The sequence below is a fragment of the Pseudomonas cichorii genome, from assembly GCF_015471405.1.
GTDB lineage: Bacteria > Pseudomonadota > Gammaproteobacteria > Pseudomonadales > Pseudomonadaceae > Aquipseudomonas > Aquipseudomonas serbiensis.
Window position 1 is genome coordinate 202,554 of sequence record NZ_BLVZ01000002.1, and the last position, 13,597, is coordinate 216,150.

Genomic DNA, 13,597 nt, shown 5'->3' on the forward strand with positions numbered 1-13,597 from the left:
TTGGTTCGGAAATTGCTACTTCTTGTCAGTCTGGCATCCGCCGGTAGCAAGCCTGGCGTGTTCTCTACGCTCAATTTGGTTAAGGACTGAACAATGAAAAAAGCATGGCTGACCCTTTCCGCACTGGCTCTGTGCCTGGCCGCTGGTACCTCCGTGGCCAAGGAATACAAGGAGCTGCGTTTTGGCGTCGATCCTTCTTATGCTCCTTTTGAGTCGAAAGCCGCAGACGGCAGCCTCCAGGGCTTCGATATCGACCTGGGCAATGCAATCTGCAAAGAACTGAACGTGACCTGCAAATGGGTCGAAAGCGATTTCGACGGCATGATTCCAGGCCTGAAAGCCAAGAAATTCGACGGTGTCATCTCGTCGATGACCGTTACTCCAGCCCGCGAGAAAGTCATCGACTTCTCCAACGAACTGTTCTCCGGCCCGACCTCGCTGGTGTTCAAAAAAGGTGCAGGCTTCACCGCTGACCCGGCCAGCCTGAAAGGTAAAACCGTAGGCTACGAGCAAGGCACCATCCAGGAAGCCTATGCCAAGGCCGTTCTGGACAAGGCCGGTGTAAGCACCAAAGCCTACGCCAACCAGGATCAGGTTTATGCGGACCTGACTTCCGGCCGTCTGGATGCTTCCATCCAGGACATGCTGCAAGCCGAACTGGGCTTCCTGAAATCCCCGGCCGGCGCCGGTTATGAAGTCAGCGAGCCAGTCGACAGCCCGCTGCTGCCCGCCAAGACTGCGATCGGTATCGCAAAAGGTAACAAAGAGCTCAAGGCTCTCCTGGATAAAGGTATCAAAGCGTTACACGATGACGGCACCTACGCCGAAATCCAGAAGAAACACTTTGGCGACCTGAATCTGTATAGCGGTAAATAACACCCCCAACGCCCATCGATTCGGCGATCATTCGCCGCCGCTCTCGATGGGCGTTTCTGTTTGTTGCCCGCTCAAGGCTTTATCCATGCTCGATGCATTAATGCAAAACCTGGGACTCTCGGCATTCAGCTTGAAAGGCTTCGGCCCGCTGCTGCTTCAGGGCACCTGGATGACCATCAAATTATCGGTACTGTCGCTGCTGCTGAGCATCGTGCTCGGCCTGATCGGCGCCAGTGCCAAGCTGTCCAGCTCGGCGCTGCTGCGCGTGCCGGCACAGATCTACACCACCCTGATCCGTGGCGTTCCGGATCTGGTGCTGATGCTGCTGATTTTCTACAGCCTGCAAACCTGGCTCACCAGCCTCACTGACGCCATGGAATGGGAATACATCGAAATCAATCCTTTCGGCGCCGGGGTCATCACCCTCGGCTTCATCTATGGCGCCTATTTCACGGAAACCTTCCGCGGCGCCATTCTGTCGGTGCCACGCGGTCAGGTTGAAGCAGCCATCGCCTACGGTCTGAAACGCGGCCAGCGCTTTCGCTATGTCGTGTTCCCACAGATGATGCGTTACGCATTGCCGGGCATCGGCAATAACTGGCAAGTGCTGCTCAAGGCCACCGCACTGGTGTCGATCATCGGTCTGGCCGATCTGGTCAAGGCGTCTCAGGATGCCGGTAAAAGCACCTATCAACTGTTCTATTTTCTGGTCCTGGCGGCATTGATCTACCTGGTGATTACCAGCGCCTCGAACTTTGCCTTGCGCTGGGCCGAACGGCATTACGCCGCAGGCAGCCGGGAGGCCAAGCGATGATCGAGCTGCTTCAGGAATACTGGAAAGCCTTCCTTTATACAGACGGCGTCAACGTTACCGGTCTGGCGATGACCATGTGGTTGCTCAGCGCTTCCATTGCCATCGGTTTCTGCCTGTCCATTCCGCTGTCCATTGCCCGTGTCTCGGAAAAGCGCTGGGTACGCTGGCCGGTGCAGTTCTACACCTATCTGTTTCGCGGCACGCCTCTCTATATCCAGTTGCTGATCTGCTATACCGGCATCTACAGCATCGCGGCCGTGCGTGAACAGCCTGTTCTGGACGCATTCTTTCGCGATGCGATGAACTGCACCATTCTGGCTTTTACCCTCAATACCTGCGCCTATACCACCGAGATCTTCGCGGGTGCGATACGCAGCATGGCCCACGGTGAAGTCGAAGCCGCCAAGGCCTACGGCCTGACAGGCTGGAAGCTCTATGCCTATGTGATCATGCCCTCGGCGCTACGTCGCTCGCTGCCCTACTACAGCAACGAAGTGATCCTGATGCTGCACTCGACCACGGTAGCCTTCACGGCCACGGTGCCGGACATTCTCAAGGTGGCGCGCGATGCCAACTCGGCAACCTTCATGACGTTCCAGTCTTTCGGGATTGCAGCAGCCATGTACCTGACCGTCACCTTTATCCTGGTCGGACTGTTCCGTCTTGCCGAACGTCGCTGGCTGGCCTTCCTCGGCCCGGCTCACTAGACAGGACACCTGCCCATGCATCATCAGACCCACGACTTGCTGTCGCCGGTGCCCGGCACTGCGCGGCAAGTCCACAGTTTTCATTACGGCCCGCAAGACGGCACCTGCAAGATCTACATCCAGGCGTCGCTGCATGCCGACGAACTGCCAGGCATGCTGGTGGCCTGGTATCTGAAACAGCGCCTTGCAGAACTGGAAAATGCCGGGCGGCTGCGAGGAGAAATCATTGTCGTCCCGGTTGCCAACCCGATTGGCCTGGAACAGATCCTGATGGACACCCCGCTGGGGCGTTACGAGCTGGAAAGCGGGCAAAACTTCAATCGCTGGTTTACCGACCTTGGCGAACAGGTCGGCGATGAAATCGAAAGCCGGCTCAATGACGATGCGCAGCACAACACGACGCTGATCCGCGAAAACCTGCGTCTGGCGCTGGATGCCCAGATCGCCACGACGCAGTTGCAGTCACTGCGACTGACCCTGCAAAAGCTGGCCTGCAATGCCGACATGGTGCTGGACCTGCATTGCGACTTCGAGTCGGTGGAACACCTTTACACCACGCCCGAGGCATGGCCGAAAGTCGAGCCGCTGTCGCGCTATCTGGGTGCGCAGGCAAGCCTGCTGGCCACCGATTCGGGCGGTCAATCGTTCGATGAATGCTTCACGCTGGTCTGGTGGCAATTGCAGCAACGCTTTGGCGAGCGCTTCCCGATCCCGATGGGCAGCTTTTCGGTGACGCTGGAGTTGCGAGGCCAGGGTGACGTCAATCACGCGCTGGGCAGCCGCGACTGCCAGGCGATCATCAACTACCTGATCGACTTTGGCGCCATCGAAGGCGAAGCCCCCGAGCAACCTGAATTGCTCTACCCGGCCACTCCGCTGGCAGCGGTCGAACCAGTCCTTACCCCGACTGGCGGCCTGCTGGTGTTCTGCGCCCAGCCCGGCGAATACATCGAGGCCGGGCAACTGATCGCCGAAATCATCGACCCGATCAGCGACGCAGTCGCCTCCATTCACGCACAAAACGCTGGTCTGCTCTATGCCCGCTCACTACGACGCATGGCAACGGCAGGCATGGTCATCGCTCATGTCGCTGGCACTCAGGCCTATCGCAGCGGCTATCTACTTTCTCCTTGAGGACCTGACATGTACAAACTGACCATCGATGGCCTGCATAAAAGCTATGGCGACAACGAGGTACTCAAAGGCGTATCGCTCAAGGCTCAAAGCGGTGACGTGATCTGCCTGATCGGCGCCAGCGGCTCGGGCAAGAGCACCTTCCTGCGCTGCATCAACTTTCTGGAACAGCCAAACGACGGCGCCATGAGCCTGGATGGCCAGCAGATCCGCATGGTCAGTGACAAGGACGGCATGCGGGTCGCCGACGCCGACGAACTGCAACGCATCCGCACACGACTGGCGATGGTGTTCCAGCATTTCAATCTGTGGGCACACATGACCGTGCTGGAGAACATCACCATGGCTCCGCGCCGGGTGCTGGGCGTATCAAAGGCCGAAGCTGAACAGCGCGCCCGCAAATATCTGGACAAGGTCGGGCTGCCTGAACGTGTCGCCGATCAATACCCGGCGTTTCTGTCCGGCGGGCAGCAGCAGCGCGTGGCAATAGCCCGTGCTCTGGCGATGGAGCCGGAAATCATGCTGTTCGACGAGCCTACCTCGGCGCTCGACCCGGAACTGGTCGGTGAAGTGCTCAAGGTGATTCAAGGCCTGGCAGAGGAAGGCCGGACCATGATCCTGGTCACCCATGAAATGGGCTTCGCCCGCAAGGTCGCCACTCAGGTGGTGTTTCTGCACAAGGGCCAGATCGAAGAATCAGGTCATCCGGACGAAGTCCTCAACAACCCCAAGAGCGAGCGCTTGCAGCAGTTCCTGAGCGGCAACCTGAAGTAGGCGTCAGGGCACTGAAGCCGCTCCAGAGCAGGGCACTCATGCAACAGGAACAGGCGGAGGCTCGTCCGGCAATGTCGGCTCACCGGGCTCATCCGGTGGTCCGGGCGGAAACGGCGTGTCCGGCCCCGGATCGCCCGGAATGCCACCGCCCACCATATTGAATTGCAAATCAGCCATTAATGACCAGGCAAGAAGCCCTATCTCATTGAGCTGAGGAGGCTTTTCCCGGTCAGAGGGTTTGAAATCTGTCGTCATAGGGCACTCCCGATCATCGGCCTCCCCACACGCTGCGTATGAGGAGGATCATGTCAGGAAATAGAGTGCGCAAACGGGCTTTAATTCAATTGACCGAATGCCGTACCCCAAAAATCATGTACGCGGCAGGGTCACGCCACGCTGGCCCTGATACTTGCCGCCGCGGTCCTTATAGGACACTTCACATTCCTCATCGGACTCCAGGAACAGCATCTGCGCAACGCCTTCGTTGGCGTAGATCTTGGCTGGCAGGGTCGTGGTGTTCGAGAACTCCAGGGTCACGTGACCTTCCCATTCCGGCTCAAGCGGCGTGACGTTGACGATGATGCCGCAACGCGCATAGGTGCTCTTGCCCAGACAGATGGTCAGGACATTGCGCGGGATACGGAAGTATTCGACGGTACGCGCCAGCGCAAAAGAGTTCGGCGGGATGATGCAGACGTCGCTCTTGATATCGACGAAGCTTTTCTCATCGAAGTTTTTCGGATCGACGGTCGCCGAGTTGATGTTGGTGAAAACCTTGAATTCATCTGCACAACGCACGTCGTAACCGTAGCTGGATACTCCGAAGGAAATCAGACGGTCGGCGCCCTCGCCACGCATCTGGCGCTCGACGAAGGGCTCGATCATGCCGTGCTCTTGCGCCATGCGGCGAATCCACTTGTCCGATTTGATGCTCATGGCGATGTCCTGAATAGCGAGGTGAAAAAAGATGTCCGGCATCTTACCGGGCCGAGGCGTCCGGTTCAAAGGCAACAGATCCAGAGTTTACGGGACTCACACCCACATTGAGCGCGAATAGAAATAATCCTCATAAGACCATTGGCACGTCCCTTAAAAAGGGTTAAGGTGTTGCCACTGTGTTGCTTGTGTCACTGAGAATCTCTACACGATGTTGAATTTCGATCCAACCATCTCCATGAATTTTCCAGCTCTTTGCACTCAGTCTCGGCCAGGGCTCTTCCTGAGTCGCAGTTAACTTTGTCCAAGGAGATATATTATGTCCAATCGCCAAACTGGTACCGTTAAGTGGTTCAACGATGAAAAAGGCTTCGGCTTCATCACTCCACAATCCGGTGACGACCTGTTCGTGCACTTCAAAGCTATCCAATCCGACGGCTTCAAAAGCCTGAAAGAAGGCCAACAGGTTTCTTTCATCGCTACCCGCGGTCAGAAAGGCATGCAAGCTGAAGAAGTTCAAGTTATCTAACTTGTACTGATTCGCTTAAAAACCCCGCCCTTAAAAGCGGGGTTTTTTGTGCGCGTGTGGTTTGTGGCTACAAGCTACAAGCTTTTGACTTGAAGCTTGCAGCTCAAAGCTTGCCGCTGCCCCAGCTCAATCGTCACTGATTGAGATGGTCGGCATCGCCGGGCTTGCAGCTTCCTGCAGCACAATCCGGGCACCCACGTGCCGCGCCAGTTCCTGATACACCATCGCAATCTGGCTTTCCGGCTCGGCAATCGCCGTCGGCTTGCCGCCATCGGCTTGTTCGCGAATCAGCATCGACAATGGCAGCGAAGCCAGCAGCTCGACGTCATATTGCGAAGCCAGCTTCTCACCGCCGCCCTCACCGAACAGATGCTCGGCATGCCCGCAGTTCGAGCAGATATGCACCGCCATGTTTTCCACGACGCCCAATACCGGAATATTGACCTTGCGGAACATCTCGACGCCTTTCTTCGCATCCAGCAAGGCCAGGTCCTGAGGCGTCGTGACGATCACGGAGCCGGCAACCGGAACCTTCTGCGCCAGGGTCAGCTGGATATCTCCGGTGCCCGGCGGCATGTCGATGACCAGATAATCCAGATCATTCCAGGCCGTCTGGGTGACCAGTTGCAGCAACGCGCCGGACACCATCGGCCCGCGCCAGACCATCGGCGTGTTGTCATCGGTCAGAAAAGCCATGGACATGACTTCAACACCATGCGCCTCGATGGGCACGAACCACTTCTGGTCCTTGATACGCGGCCGCGTGCCTTCGGGAATACCGAACATCACGCCCTGGCTCGGGCCATAGATATCCGCATCGAGGATGCCGACCCGTGCGCCTTCGCGAGACAAGGCCAGCGCCAGGTTGGCAGCCGTCGTGGATTTCCCGACTCCGCCCTTGCCCGAAGCCACGGCAACAATGTTCTTCACATTGGCCAGCCCGGGAACCTGCGCCTGAGCCTTGTGAGGGTTGATGACGGTGCGGATATCGACCTTGGCCGAGGCGACGCCATCCAGGCCTTCGATTGCCGTTTGCAGCACCTGCGCCCAGCCTTTTCGGAACAGATCGGCGGCATAACCCAACTCAAGCTGCACGCTGACTTGTGCATCCTGAATATCGATGGATCGAACACAACCGGCGCTGACCGGGTCCAGGTTCATGTAAGGGTCGGTGTACTGGCGAAGAATCGTCTCCACCGCTGCGCGATTGACTGCGCTCATGGGCTTACTCCGAAAAGAGACTGACTAAAACAGGCGGCTATCCTACATATAGAAAGTCTGTACAAGGTGAAATATATTTCCCGGACCTTTATAGTGGCCGACCTCCGTTCCAGTTCAAGTAGCCGAGCCCCATGTCCGAGCCACGCAAGATTCTCGTTACCAGCGCCCTGCCCTATGCCAATGGTTCCATTCACCTTGGCCACATGCTCGAATACATCCAGACCGACATGTGGGTGCGTTTCCAGAAGCATCGCGGCAACCAGTGCACTTATGTCTGCGCAGACGATGCCCATGGCTCGGCAATCATGCTGCGCGCAGAAAAGGAAGGCATCACCCCGGAACAGCTGATCGACAACGTCAAGGCCGAACACAGCGCCGACTTTGCCGACTTCCTGGTGGACTTCGACAACTTCCACTCGACGCACGCCGAAGAAAACCGCGAGCTGTCGAGCATGATCTACACCCGGCTGCGCGATGCCGGGCATATTGCCACGCGCTCGATCACGCAATATTTCGACCCGGAAAAGAAGATGTTCCTGGCCGACCGCTTTATCAAGGGCACCTGTCCGAAATGCGGTACCGAGGATCAGTACGGCGACAACTGCGAAAAATGCGGCGCGACCTACGCACCGACTGACCTGAAAGACCCGAAATCGGCGATTTCCGGCGCAACGCCCGTACTGAAGGATTCCAAACACTTCTTCTTCGACCTGCCCGCCTTTGAGGACATGCTCAAGAGCTGGACCCGCAGCGGTACCCTGCAGGACGCTGTCGCCAACAAGATCGCCGAATGGCTCGATAGCGGCCTTCAACAGTGGGATATCTCCCGCGATGCGCCGTATTTCGGCTTCGAGATCCCTGACGAGCCGGGCAAATACTTCTATGTCTGGCTGGATGCGCCTATCGGCTACATCGCCAGCTTCAAGAACCTGTGCGCACGTCGCCCGGACCTGGACTTCGATGCCTTCTGGGCCAAGGACTCCACCACCGAGCTGTACCACTTCATCGGCAAGGACATCGTCAACTTCCACGCCCTGTTCTGGCCTGCAATGCTCGAAGGCGCAGGCCTGCGCAAGCCAACCGGGATCAACGTCCACGGCTACCTGACCGTGAACGGGCAGAAAATGTCGAAATCGCGTGGCACCTTCATCAAGGCGCGCACCTATCTGGAACACCTCTCACCCGAGTACCTGCGTTACTACTACGCGGCGAAGCTGGGCCGGGGCGTTGACGACCTGGACCTGAACCTTGAAGACTTCGTGCAAAAGGTCAACTCCGACCTGATCGGCAAGGTGGTCAATATCGCCAGCCGTTGTGCAGGTTTCATCCACAAAGGCAACGCAGGCGTTCTGGTCGAGGGCAATGCCGCGCCGGAACTGACCGACGCTTTCCTGGCTGCCGCACCTGGCATCGCCGAAGCCTACGAAGCCCGTGACTTCGCTCGCGCCATGCGTGAAACCATGGCCCTGGCCGACCGCGCCAACGCCTACATCGCCGACAAGGCTCCCTGGTCACTGGCCAAACAGGAAGGCAAGCAGGATGAAGTCCAGGCCGTATGTGCTCTGGGCATCAACCTGTTCCGCCAACTGGTGATCTTCCTCAAGCCGGTCCTGCCAGCACTGGCCGCCGACGCCGAGAAATTCCTCAATGTCGCGCCGCTGACCTGGGACGATCACAAGACACTGCTGGGCAATCACCAGCTCAATCCGTTCTCGGCGCTGATGACCCGTATCGATCCGGCCAAGGTCGAAGCCATGACCGCCGCTTCCAAGGAAGATCTGGCTGCCAGCTCCACCGATGCTGCCCCAACAGGCAACGGCGAGCTGACCAAGGACCCGCTGTCGGCGGAAATCGACTTCGACACCTTTGCCGCTGTCGACCTGCGCGTTGCGCTGATCGTCAAGGCCGAGCATGTGGAGGGTGCAGACAAGCTGCTGCGCCTGACTCTGGATATCGGTGACGAGCAGCGCAACGTGTTCTCCGGGATCAAGAGCGCTTACCCGGAGCCGAGCAAGCTGGAAGGTCGCCTGACCATGATGATCGCCAACCTCAAGCCACGGAAAATGCGTTTTGGCATTTCCGAAGGCATGGTGATGGCGGCCGGCCCCGGCGGTGAAGAAATTTACCTGCTGAGCCCCGACAGTGGCGCCAAGCCAGGTCAGCGCATCAAGTAATGCACCCCAGGCCCGATAGCTCCGCTATCGGGCCTTTGACTATCACGCCGCTTCCTTGCCGGATACTGTCTACTTTTAAAGAGGCTCACCAGCCTGTTCGCCACCCGGCAAGATCATGACCGATTTCATCTACACACTCTTGAGCGCCGCCCTGATCAACAACTTCGTGTTGCAGCAACCGCTGGGCGCCGATCCCTTGTCACCTCAGCCACGACATCGCCTGCATGCACTGGGCATCGCTACCTGCTGGCTGATGCTGGCAAGCAGCATCGTCAGTTACCTGATCCTCCATTACGTGCTGGCGCCCTTGAATCAGGGAGGCTTGCGGCTGTTCGTCGTCTTGCCGGTGATGGTGCTTTTGCTGACGCCCAGCCTGAAGGGGCTGAAAAGACTGCTTCCACGGCTGGACTTCGACGGCCTGTGGCCGTTGCTGCTGGGGAATGCGGGCATGGCGGGCGTTTTGCTGCTCGGCATCGAACCTGATCAGGGCCTTGGGCATCTGCTGGCCCTGAGCCTCGGTGCAGGTCTGGGTTTCTGGCTGGTATTGAGCCTGCTGGATGATCTTGGGCAAAGGGTCCGCTCTGAAGATATTGCACAACCTTTTCGCGGCATGCCGATCCGCTTGATCAGCATCGGGCTCATGGGGCTGGCCTTCATGGGCTTCAACGGACTGATAAAGTCATGAACCTGATACAACGCATCGACGCCCTGCTGCCACAGACCCAATGCGGCAAATGCGGGCATCCCGGCTGCAAGCCTTACGCCGAAGGTATTGCCGGTGGCGAAGCCATCAACAAATGCCCGCCCGGCGGTGAGGAAACCATTGCGCAACTGGCGCAACTGCTGCGCATCCCCGCTCTGCCACTGGATACCGAACGCGGCGTGGCACCGGCACAGGTCGCCTTCATTCGAGAAGCAGAATGCATCGGCTGTACAAAGTGCATTCAGGCCTGCCCGGTCGATGCCATTGTCGGTGCCGCAAAGCAGATGCATACAGTCATCATCGACGAATGCACAGGCTGCGACCTGTGTGTGGCGCCCTGCCCGGTGGACTGTATCGAAATGCGCCCGTTGCCGCTGGCAAGCGTCACCCCGATTGTCGGTGGCCTGGCTTCAAGCACCGAACAACTGCAGGCCCGTGCCCAGAAGCGTAACCACGCCCGTCGTCGCTTCGAGTCGCGCAATGCACGGCTGCGTCGCGAGCTGGAGCAACGTGCAGCAGAGCGTCAGGCAAGAACACAAAAGCAGTTACCGGTCAGCACATCTGTCATCGAGCGGGTTCGTAGCGACAAGGCCGCGGTGGAAGACGAAGCGCTGAAAAAAGCCCGTATTACCGTCGCCATGAGTCGTGCGCAGTTGAACAAATCCCTCAAAGCTTTCGGCCATCCGCCTATCGCTGAACAGGCAGCACGGCTGGTGGAACTGCAACGGGAATTCGAGGACGCCGAACAGGCTCTGGAAAAACTGCTTTCTGCTGCATCCGGGCAACCCGTACAGCCTGTGGCCAGGCTCGACAACAGCGGGGTAAAACGCGCCAAGATCCAGTTGGCCATGGCCCGCGCCGCCGTGAAGAAAGCCGAAGCCGCAGACGCTCCGGCAGAACGACTCGCCGCATTGAACACAGAATTGCAACACGCCGAAACGGTGCTGAGCGCTGCCGAAGCGGCCTTGACCGATGCAAGCGCCTGAACGTCTGCAAAAGTCCATGGGCATGGTTCTGCTCGCAGTCCTGCCCGGCGCGCTGACGCTGCTGTGGTTGTATGGCTGGGGAGTGTTGATCACATGGCTGCTTGCATCGGGCACCGCTCTGCTCGTCGAGTTCACCGGCCTGCGGTTACAGCACCGGCCTGCACACTCAAGCCTTATGGACGGCAGCGCACTGGTCAGCGCCACCCTACTCGCCCTCGCTCTGCCGCCCTATTTACCCTGGTGGCTGACATGTCTGGCCAGTGGCTTCGCAATGATTTTTGGCAAACACCTGTATGGCGGCGTCGGCAAAAATCCTTTCAATCCGGCAATGCTCGGTTATGCCTTTGTATTGGTGAGCTTTACCCAGCAGATGAATCACTGGTCTGCCAGCCATGGCCTGAACCTGATGGGAGGCCTGCAACAGATCTTCGGTTTCAGCGATGGCTCTCAAGCGGATGCGTGGTCACAGGCCACGGCCCTGGATGTTCTGCGCATCAACACCAACCTGACCATCGATGAACTATTCGCCAACCATCCGGCTTTCGGCGCAATGGGTGGTCGTGGCACGGAATGGGTCAATCTGGCATTTCTCGCAGGCGGTGCATGGCTGCTGCGACAGCGGATCATCAGTTGGCATGCTCCGGTCGGTATGCTTGCCAGCCTGTTCGTGATCAGCCTGTTGTGCTGGAACGGTTCGGGATCGGACTCCAACGGCTCACCCACCTTTCACCTGCTGACTGGCGCCACGATGCTGGGTGCTTTCTTTATCGCCACCGAGCCGGTATCCGGGCCAGCCAGCCCACGCGCACGCCTGCTGTTCGGGATCGGCATCGGCCTGCTGACTTATGTGATACGCACTTGGGGCGGCTACCCGGATGGCGTGGCCTTCGCAGTGCTGCTGATGAATCTGGCGGTACCGGCTCTGGAACGGCTGACCACACGCTCATCTGCGGAGTCGGCATCATGAAGCCGCTTGGCGTGATCGTCATGATCGCCATCGCGGGACTGGGCACTGGCATCAGCATGAGCGTGCAACACTCTGCCGCGCCGCGTATTCAGGCTGCTCGTGAAGAAGCACGCAACCAGGAATGGTCGAGTGTCTTGCCCGACGGTACCTACGACAATCAGCCATTGCGCCATCCATTGCCGTTGCCCGTAAGCCATTCATCAGTGCTGGGTGTCTTTCTCGCCACCCGTGAGGGCCAGCCGCATGCAGTGATCTTTCATAGCCACGGCCAAGGCTATGCCGGCCCCGTGGAGTTGCTTGTGGGCGTATCGATTGAAGGCAGGTTGTTGGGGATCAAGGTGCTTGAGCAACACGAGACACCGGGCATGGGCGCCCGTATCGTGAGCGAGCCTCAATGGCTGAAGGGCTTCTCAGGCAAAACGCTGAACGACGGAGCATTCGACCAGATCGCCGGTGCAACCATCACCTCCAGAGCGGTTGTCGGAGCCATTCAGGACACCTTGCGCTACTTCGACGATCACAAGGTCCGCCTTCTGAGTACAAGACCGTGAAGCTGCATACGCCCTGCCTGCTCCTTCTCGTCCCGCTGATTGGCGCTACAGATTCGCTGATCAAGGCGCTCGCTTTCTTGCTGGCATTCACTGTGGTCGCCGGCTTGCACACAGCCTTGTTACGGGCGCTGACGCCATTGCTGGATGCACGCCAGAAATGGCTTGCCAGCACCCTGATTGCCGCCACACTGGTCACCTGTGCAGAAACAGGCCTGCAACTTCAGGCTCCCGAACTGCATAAGGCTCTGGGCATTTATCTGCCCTTGATCGCCATCCATTGCCTTCAGATCCAGGCTGCGCCCATCAGCAAATACATTCTGGGCGGATACACCACGTTGATGCTGGTGCTGGGGTTCATGCGCGAGTTGTTGGGCAACGCGACGATCCTGAGCAATGCCCATTGGTTGTTTGGCAATTCTGCAATCCAGTGGCAAATTAGCCTTCCCGGCCCAACCTTGCACATGGCCATTCTGGCTCCCGGTGGCTTCATGCTTCTGGGCCTTCTGCTTGCCGCATACAATGCCTTGACCAGACCGACACCTTCCAGGGAAATACCTTCTGCATGAATGCCGCAAAACGTCAGGAAATCTTCCGCAGGCTCCACGAAGACAATCCCGATCCAAAAACCGAGCTGGCCTACACCACACCGTTCGAGTTGTTGATATCGGTGATCCTGTCAGCACAGGCGACTGATGTCAGCGTCAACAAGGCCACAGCCAGGCTTTATCCGGTAGCCAATACGCCACAGGCCATTCACGCGCTGGGCGTCGAAGGATTGTCCGAGTACATCAAGACCATCGGGCTCTACAACAGCAAGGCCAGGAACGTTATTGAAACCTGTCGGCTGCTTATGGAGCTGCACAACGGTGAAGTGCCACAAACTCGCGAAGCTCTGGAGGCATTACCCGGCGTGGGCCGCAAAACGGCCAATGTCGTGCTCAACACTGCTTTTCGCCAGATAGCGATGGCTGTCGACACGCACATTTTCCGTGTCAGCAACCGCACCGGCATCGCACCCGGCAAAAACGTGGTGGAAGTGGAAAAACAGTTGATGAAGTTTGTGCCCAAAAACTACCTGCTGGATGCCCATCACTGGCTGATCCTCCACGGACGCTATGTGTGCCAGGCACGCAAGCCCCGCTGCGGAAGCTGCCGAATCGAGGACCTCTGCGATTACAAGGAAAAGACCTCGGACGATTGAGCAATAGAGGCTCTATGGCTTGAT

The 13,597-nt window shown here is 58.2% G+C and carries 16 protein-coding genes; 13 read left to right on the forward strand and 3 right to left on the reverse strand.

What is annotated here, in order from left to right; translation table 11 throughout:
* The first annotated feature begins 93 nt into the window (after positions 1 to 93).
* The 5 genes from JL015_RS02875 (at position 94) to JL015_RS02895 (ending at position 4,305) form a co-directional block, all read left to right on the forward strand.
* Complete coding sequence (locus JL015_RS02875) at positions 94 to 876, forward strand: transporter substrate-binding domain-containing protein (protein ID WP_201000090.1); 783 nt, start codon at positions 94 to 96, stop codon at positions 874 to 876.
* Positions 877 to 961: 85 nt separating this feature from the next.
* Entirely contained in the window at positions 962 to 1,690 is a 729-nt protein-coding gene (locus tag JL015_RS02880; protein ID WP_201000091.1) for an ABC transporter permease, read from the forward strand.
* The gene (locus JL015_RS02885; RefSeq protein WP_201017342.1) at positions 1,687 to 2,397 is read left to right on the forward strand and encodes an ABC transporter permease; all 711 of its coding nucleotides are present in this window, start codon (positions 1,687 to 1,689) and stop codon (positions 2,395 to 2,397) included. Before JL015_RS02880 ends, JL015_RS02885 begins: the two co-directional genes overlap by 4 nt.
* A 15-nt stretch (positions 2,398 to 2,412) precedes the next feature.
* Entirely contained in the window at positions 2,413 to 3,531 is a 1,119-nt protein-coding gene (locus JL015_RS02890) for a succinylglutamate desuccinylase/aspartoacylase family protein (protein ID WP_201017343.1), read from the forward strand.
* Between the two features lie 9 nt (positions 3,532 to 3,540).
* Complete coding sequence (locus JL015_RS02895) at positions 3,541 to 4,305, forward strand: ABC transporter ATP-binding protein (protein WP_201017344.1); 765 nt, start codon at positions 3,541 to 3,543, stop codon at positions 4,303 to 4,305.
* Positions 4,306 to 4,341: 36 nt separating this feature from the next.
* Here JL015_RS02895 and JL015_RS02900 read toward each other — a convergent pair whose 3' ends face one another.
* Positions 4,342 to 4,560 (reverse strand): hypothetical protein, encoded by a 219-nt coding sequence (locus JL015_RS02900; protein ID WP_201000095.1) that lies wholly within the window; start codon positions 4,558 to 4,560, stop codon positions 4,342 to 4,344.
* A 114-nt stretch (positions 4,561 to 4,674) separates the two neighbouring features.
* Positions 4,675 to 5,241 carry a dCTP deaminase gene (gene dcd / locus JL015_RS02905; protein ID WP_017126297.1) on the reverse strand — a complete coding sequence of 189 codons (567 nt, stop codon included), beginning with the start codon at positions 5,239 to 5,241 and terminating at the stop codon, positions 4,675 to 4,677.
* Between the two features lie 319 nt (positions 5,242 to 5,560).
* On the opposite strand from dcd, the gene JL015_RS02910 reads away from it, so the two are divergent.
* Positions 5,561 to 5,770, forward strand: a complete 210-nt coding sequence (locus JL015_RS02910) for a cold-shock protein (protein ID WP_002554837.1) — start codon at positions 5,561 to 5,563, stop codon at positions 5,768 to 5,770.
* Between the two features lie 126 nt (positions 5,771 to 5,896).
* Here JL015_RS02910 and apbC read toward each other — a convergent pair whose 3' ends face one another.
* On the reverse strand, positions 5,897 to 6,991 hold the full coding sequence (gene apbC / locus JL015_RS02915) for an iron-sulfur cluster carrier protein ApbC (RefSeq protein ID WP_201000096.1): 1,095 nt from the start codon (positions 6,989 to 6,991) through the stop codon (positions 5,897 to 5,899).
* A gap of 131 nt (positions 6,992 to 7,122) precedes the next feature.
* On the opposite strand from apbC, the gene metG reads away from it, so the two are divergent.
* From metG to nth, 7 genes are all read left to right on the forward strand, one after another.
* Positions 7,123 to 9,165 carry a methionine--tRNA ligase gene (gene metG / locus JL015_RS02920; protein ID WP_201017345.1) on the forward strand — a complete coding sequence of 681 codons (2,043 nt, stop codon included), beginning with the start codon at positions 7,123 to 7,125 and terminating at the stop codon, positions 9,163 to 9,165.
* 115 nt (positions 9,166 to 9,280) lie between these two features.
* Positions 9,281 to 9,850 carry an Rnf-Nqr domain containing protein gene (locus JL015_RS02925; RefSeq protein WP_201000098.1) on the forward strand — a complete coding sequence of 190 codons (570 nt, stop codon included), beginning with the start codon at positions 9,281 to 9,283 and terminating at the stop codon, positions 9,848 to 9,850.
* On the forward strand, positions 9,847 to 10,854 hold the full coding sequence (rsxB, locus tag JL015_RS02930; RefSeq protein ID WP_201017346.1) for an electron transport complex subunit RsxB: 1,008 nt from the start codon (positions 9,847 to 9,849) through the stop codon (positions 10,852 to 10,854). The genes JL015_RS02925 and rsxB overlap by 4 nt, the downstream gene beginning before the upstream one ends.
* Positions 10,841 to 11,821, forward strand: coding sequence for an RnfABCDGE type electron transport complex subunit D (locus JL015_RS02935; protein ID WP_201017347.1), 981 nt, complete (start codon positions 10,841 to 10,843; stop codon positions 11,819 to 11,821). Before rsxB ends, JL015_RS02935 begins: the two co-directional genes overlap by 14 nt.
* Positions 11,818 to 12,372 (forward strand): RnfABCDGE type electron transport complex subunit G, encoded by a 555-nt coding sequence (locus JL015_RS02940; RefSeq protein ID WP_201017348.1) that lies wholly within the window; start codon positions 11,818 to 11,820, stop codon positions 12,370 to 12,372. The genes JL015_RS02935 and JL015_RS02940 overlap by 4 nt, the downstream gene beginning before the upstream one ends.
* On the forward strand, positions 12,369 to 12,938 hold the full coding sequence (locus tag JL015_RS02945; protein WP_201017349.1) for an Rnf-Nqr domain containing protein: 570 nt from the start codon (positions 12,369 to 12,371) through the stop codon (positions 12,936 to 12,938). Before JL015_RS02940 ends, JL015_RS02945 begins: the two co-directional genes overlap by 4 nt.
* Positions 12,935 to 13,573 (forward strand): endonuclease III, encoded by a 639-nt coding sequence (gene nth / locus JL015_RS02950; protein WP_201000103.1) that lies wholly within the window; start codon positions 12,935 to 12,937, stop codon positions 13,571 to 13,573. Before JL015_RS02945 ends, nth begins: the two co-directional genes overlap by 4 nt.
* Positions 13,574 to 13,597 lie beyond the last annotated feature (24 nt).

Coding starts and splice junctions, on each gene's coding strand:
- JL015_RS02875 (WP_201000090.1), top strand. CDS start 94: ATGAAAAAAGCATGGCTGACCCTTTCCGCACTGGCTCTGTGCCTGGCC.
- metG (WP_201017345.1), top strand. CDS start 7,123: ATGTCCGAGCCACGCAAGATTCTCGTTACCAGCGCCCTGCCCTATGCC.
- JL015_RS02935 (WP_201017347.1), top strand. CDS start 10,841: ATGCAAGCGCCTGAACGTCTGCAAAAGTCCATGGGCATGGTTCTGCTC.
- JL015_RS02885 (WP_201017342.1), top strand. CDS start 1,687: ATGATCGAGCTGCTTCAGGAATACTGGAAAGCCTTCCTTTATACAGAC.
- apbC (WP_201000096.1), bottom strand. CDS start 6,991: ATGAGCGCAGTCAATCGCGCAGCGGTGGAGACGATTCTTCGCCAGTAC.
- JL015_RS02925 (WP_201000098.1), top strand. CDS start 9,281: ATGACCGATTTCATCTACACACTCTTGAGCGCCGCCCTGATCAACAAC.
- dcd (WP_017126297.1), bottom strand. CDS start 5,241: ATGAGCATCAAATCGGACAAGTGGATTCGCCGCATGGCGCAAGAGCAC.
- rsxB (WP_201017346.1), top strand. CDS start 9,847: ATGAACCTGATACAACGCATCGACGCCCTGCTGCCACAGACCCAATGC.
- nth (WP_201000103.1), top strand. CDS start 12,935: ATGAATGCCGCAAAACGTCAGGAAATCTTCCGCAGGCTCCACGAAGAC.
- JL015_RS02880 (WP_201000091.1), top strand. CDS start 962: ATGCTCGATGCATTAATGCAAAACCTGGGACTCTCGGCATTCAGCTTG.
- JL015_RS02895 (WP_201017344.1), top strand. CDS start 3,541: ATGTACAAACTGACCATCGATGGCCTGCATAAAAGCTATGGCGACAAC.
- JL015_RS02910 (WP_002554837.1), top strand. CDS start 5,561: ATGTCCAATCGCCAAACTGGTACCGTTAAGTGGTTCAACGATGAAAAA.
- JL015_RS02900 (WP_201000095.1), bottom strand. CDS start 4,560: ATGACGACAGATTTCAAACCCTCTGACCGGGAAAAGCCTCCTCAGCTC.
- JL015_RS02940 (WP_201017348.1), top strand. CDS start 11,818: ATGAAGCCGCTTGGCGTGATCGTCATGATCGCCATCGCGGGACTGGGC.
- JL015_RS02890 (WP_201017343.1), top strand. CDS start 2,413: ATGCATCATCAGACCCACGACTTGCTGTCGCCGGTGCCCGGCACTGCG.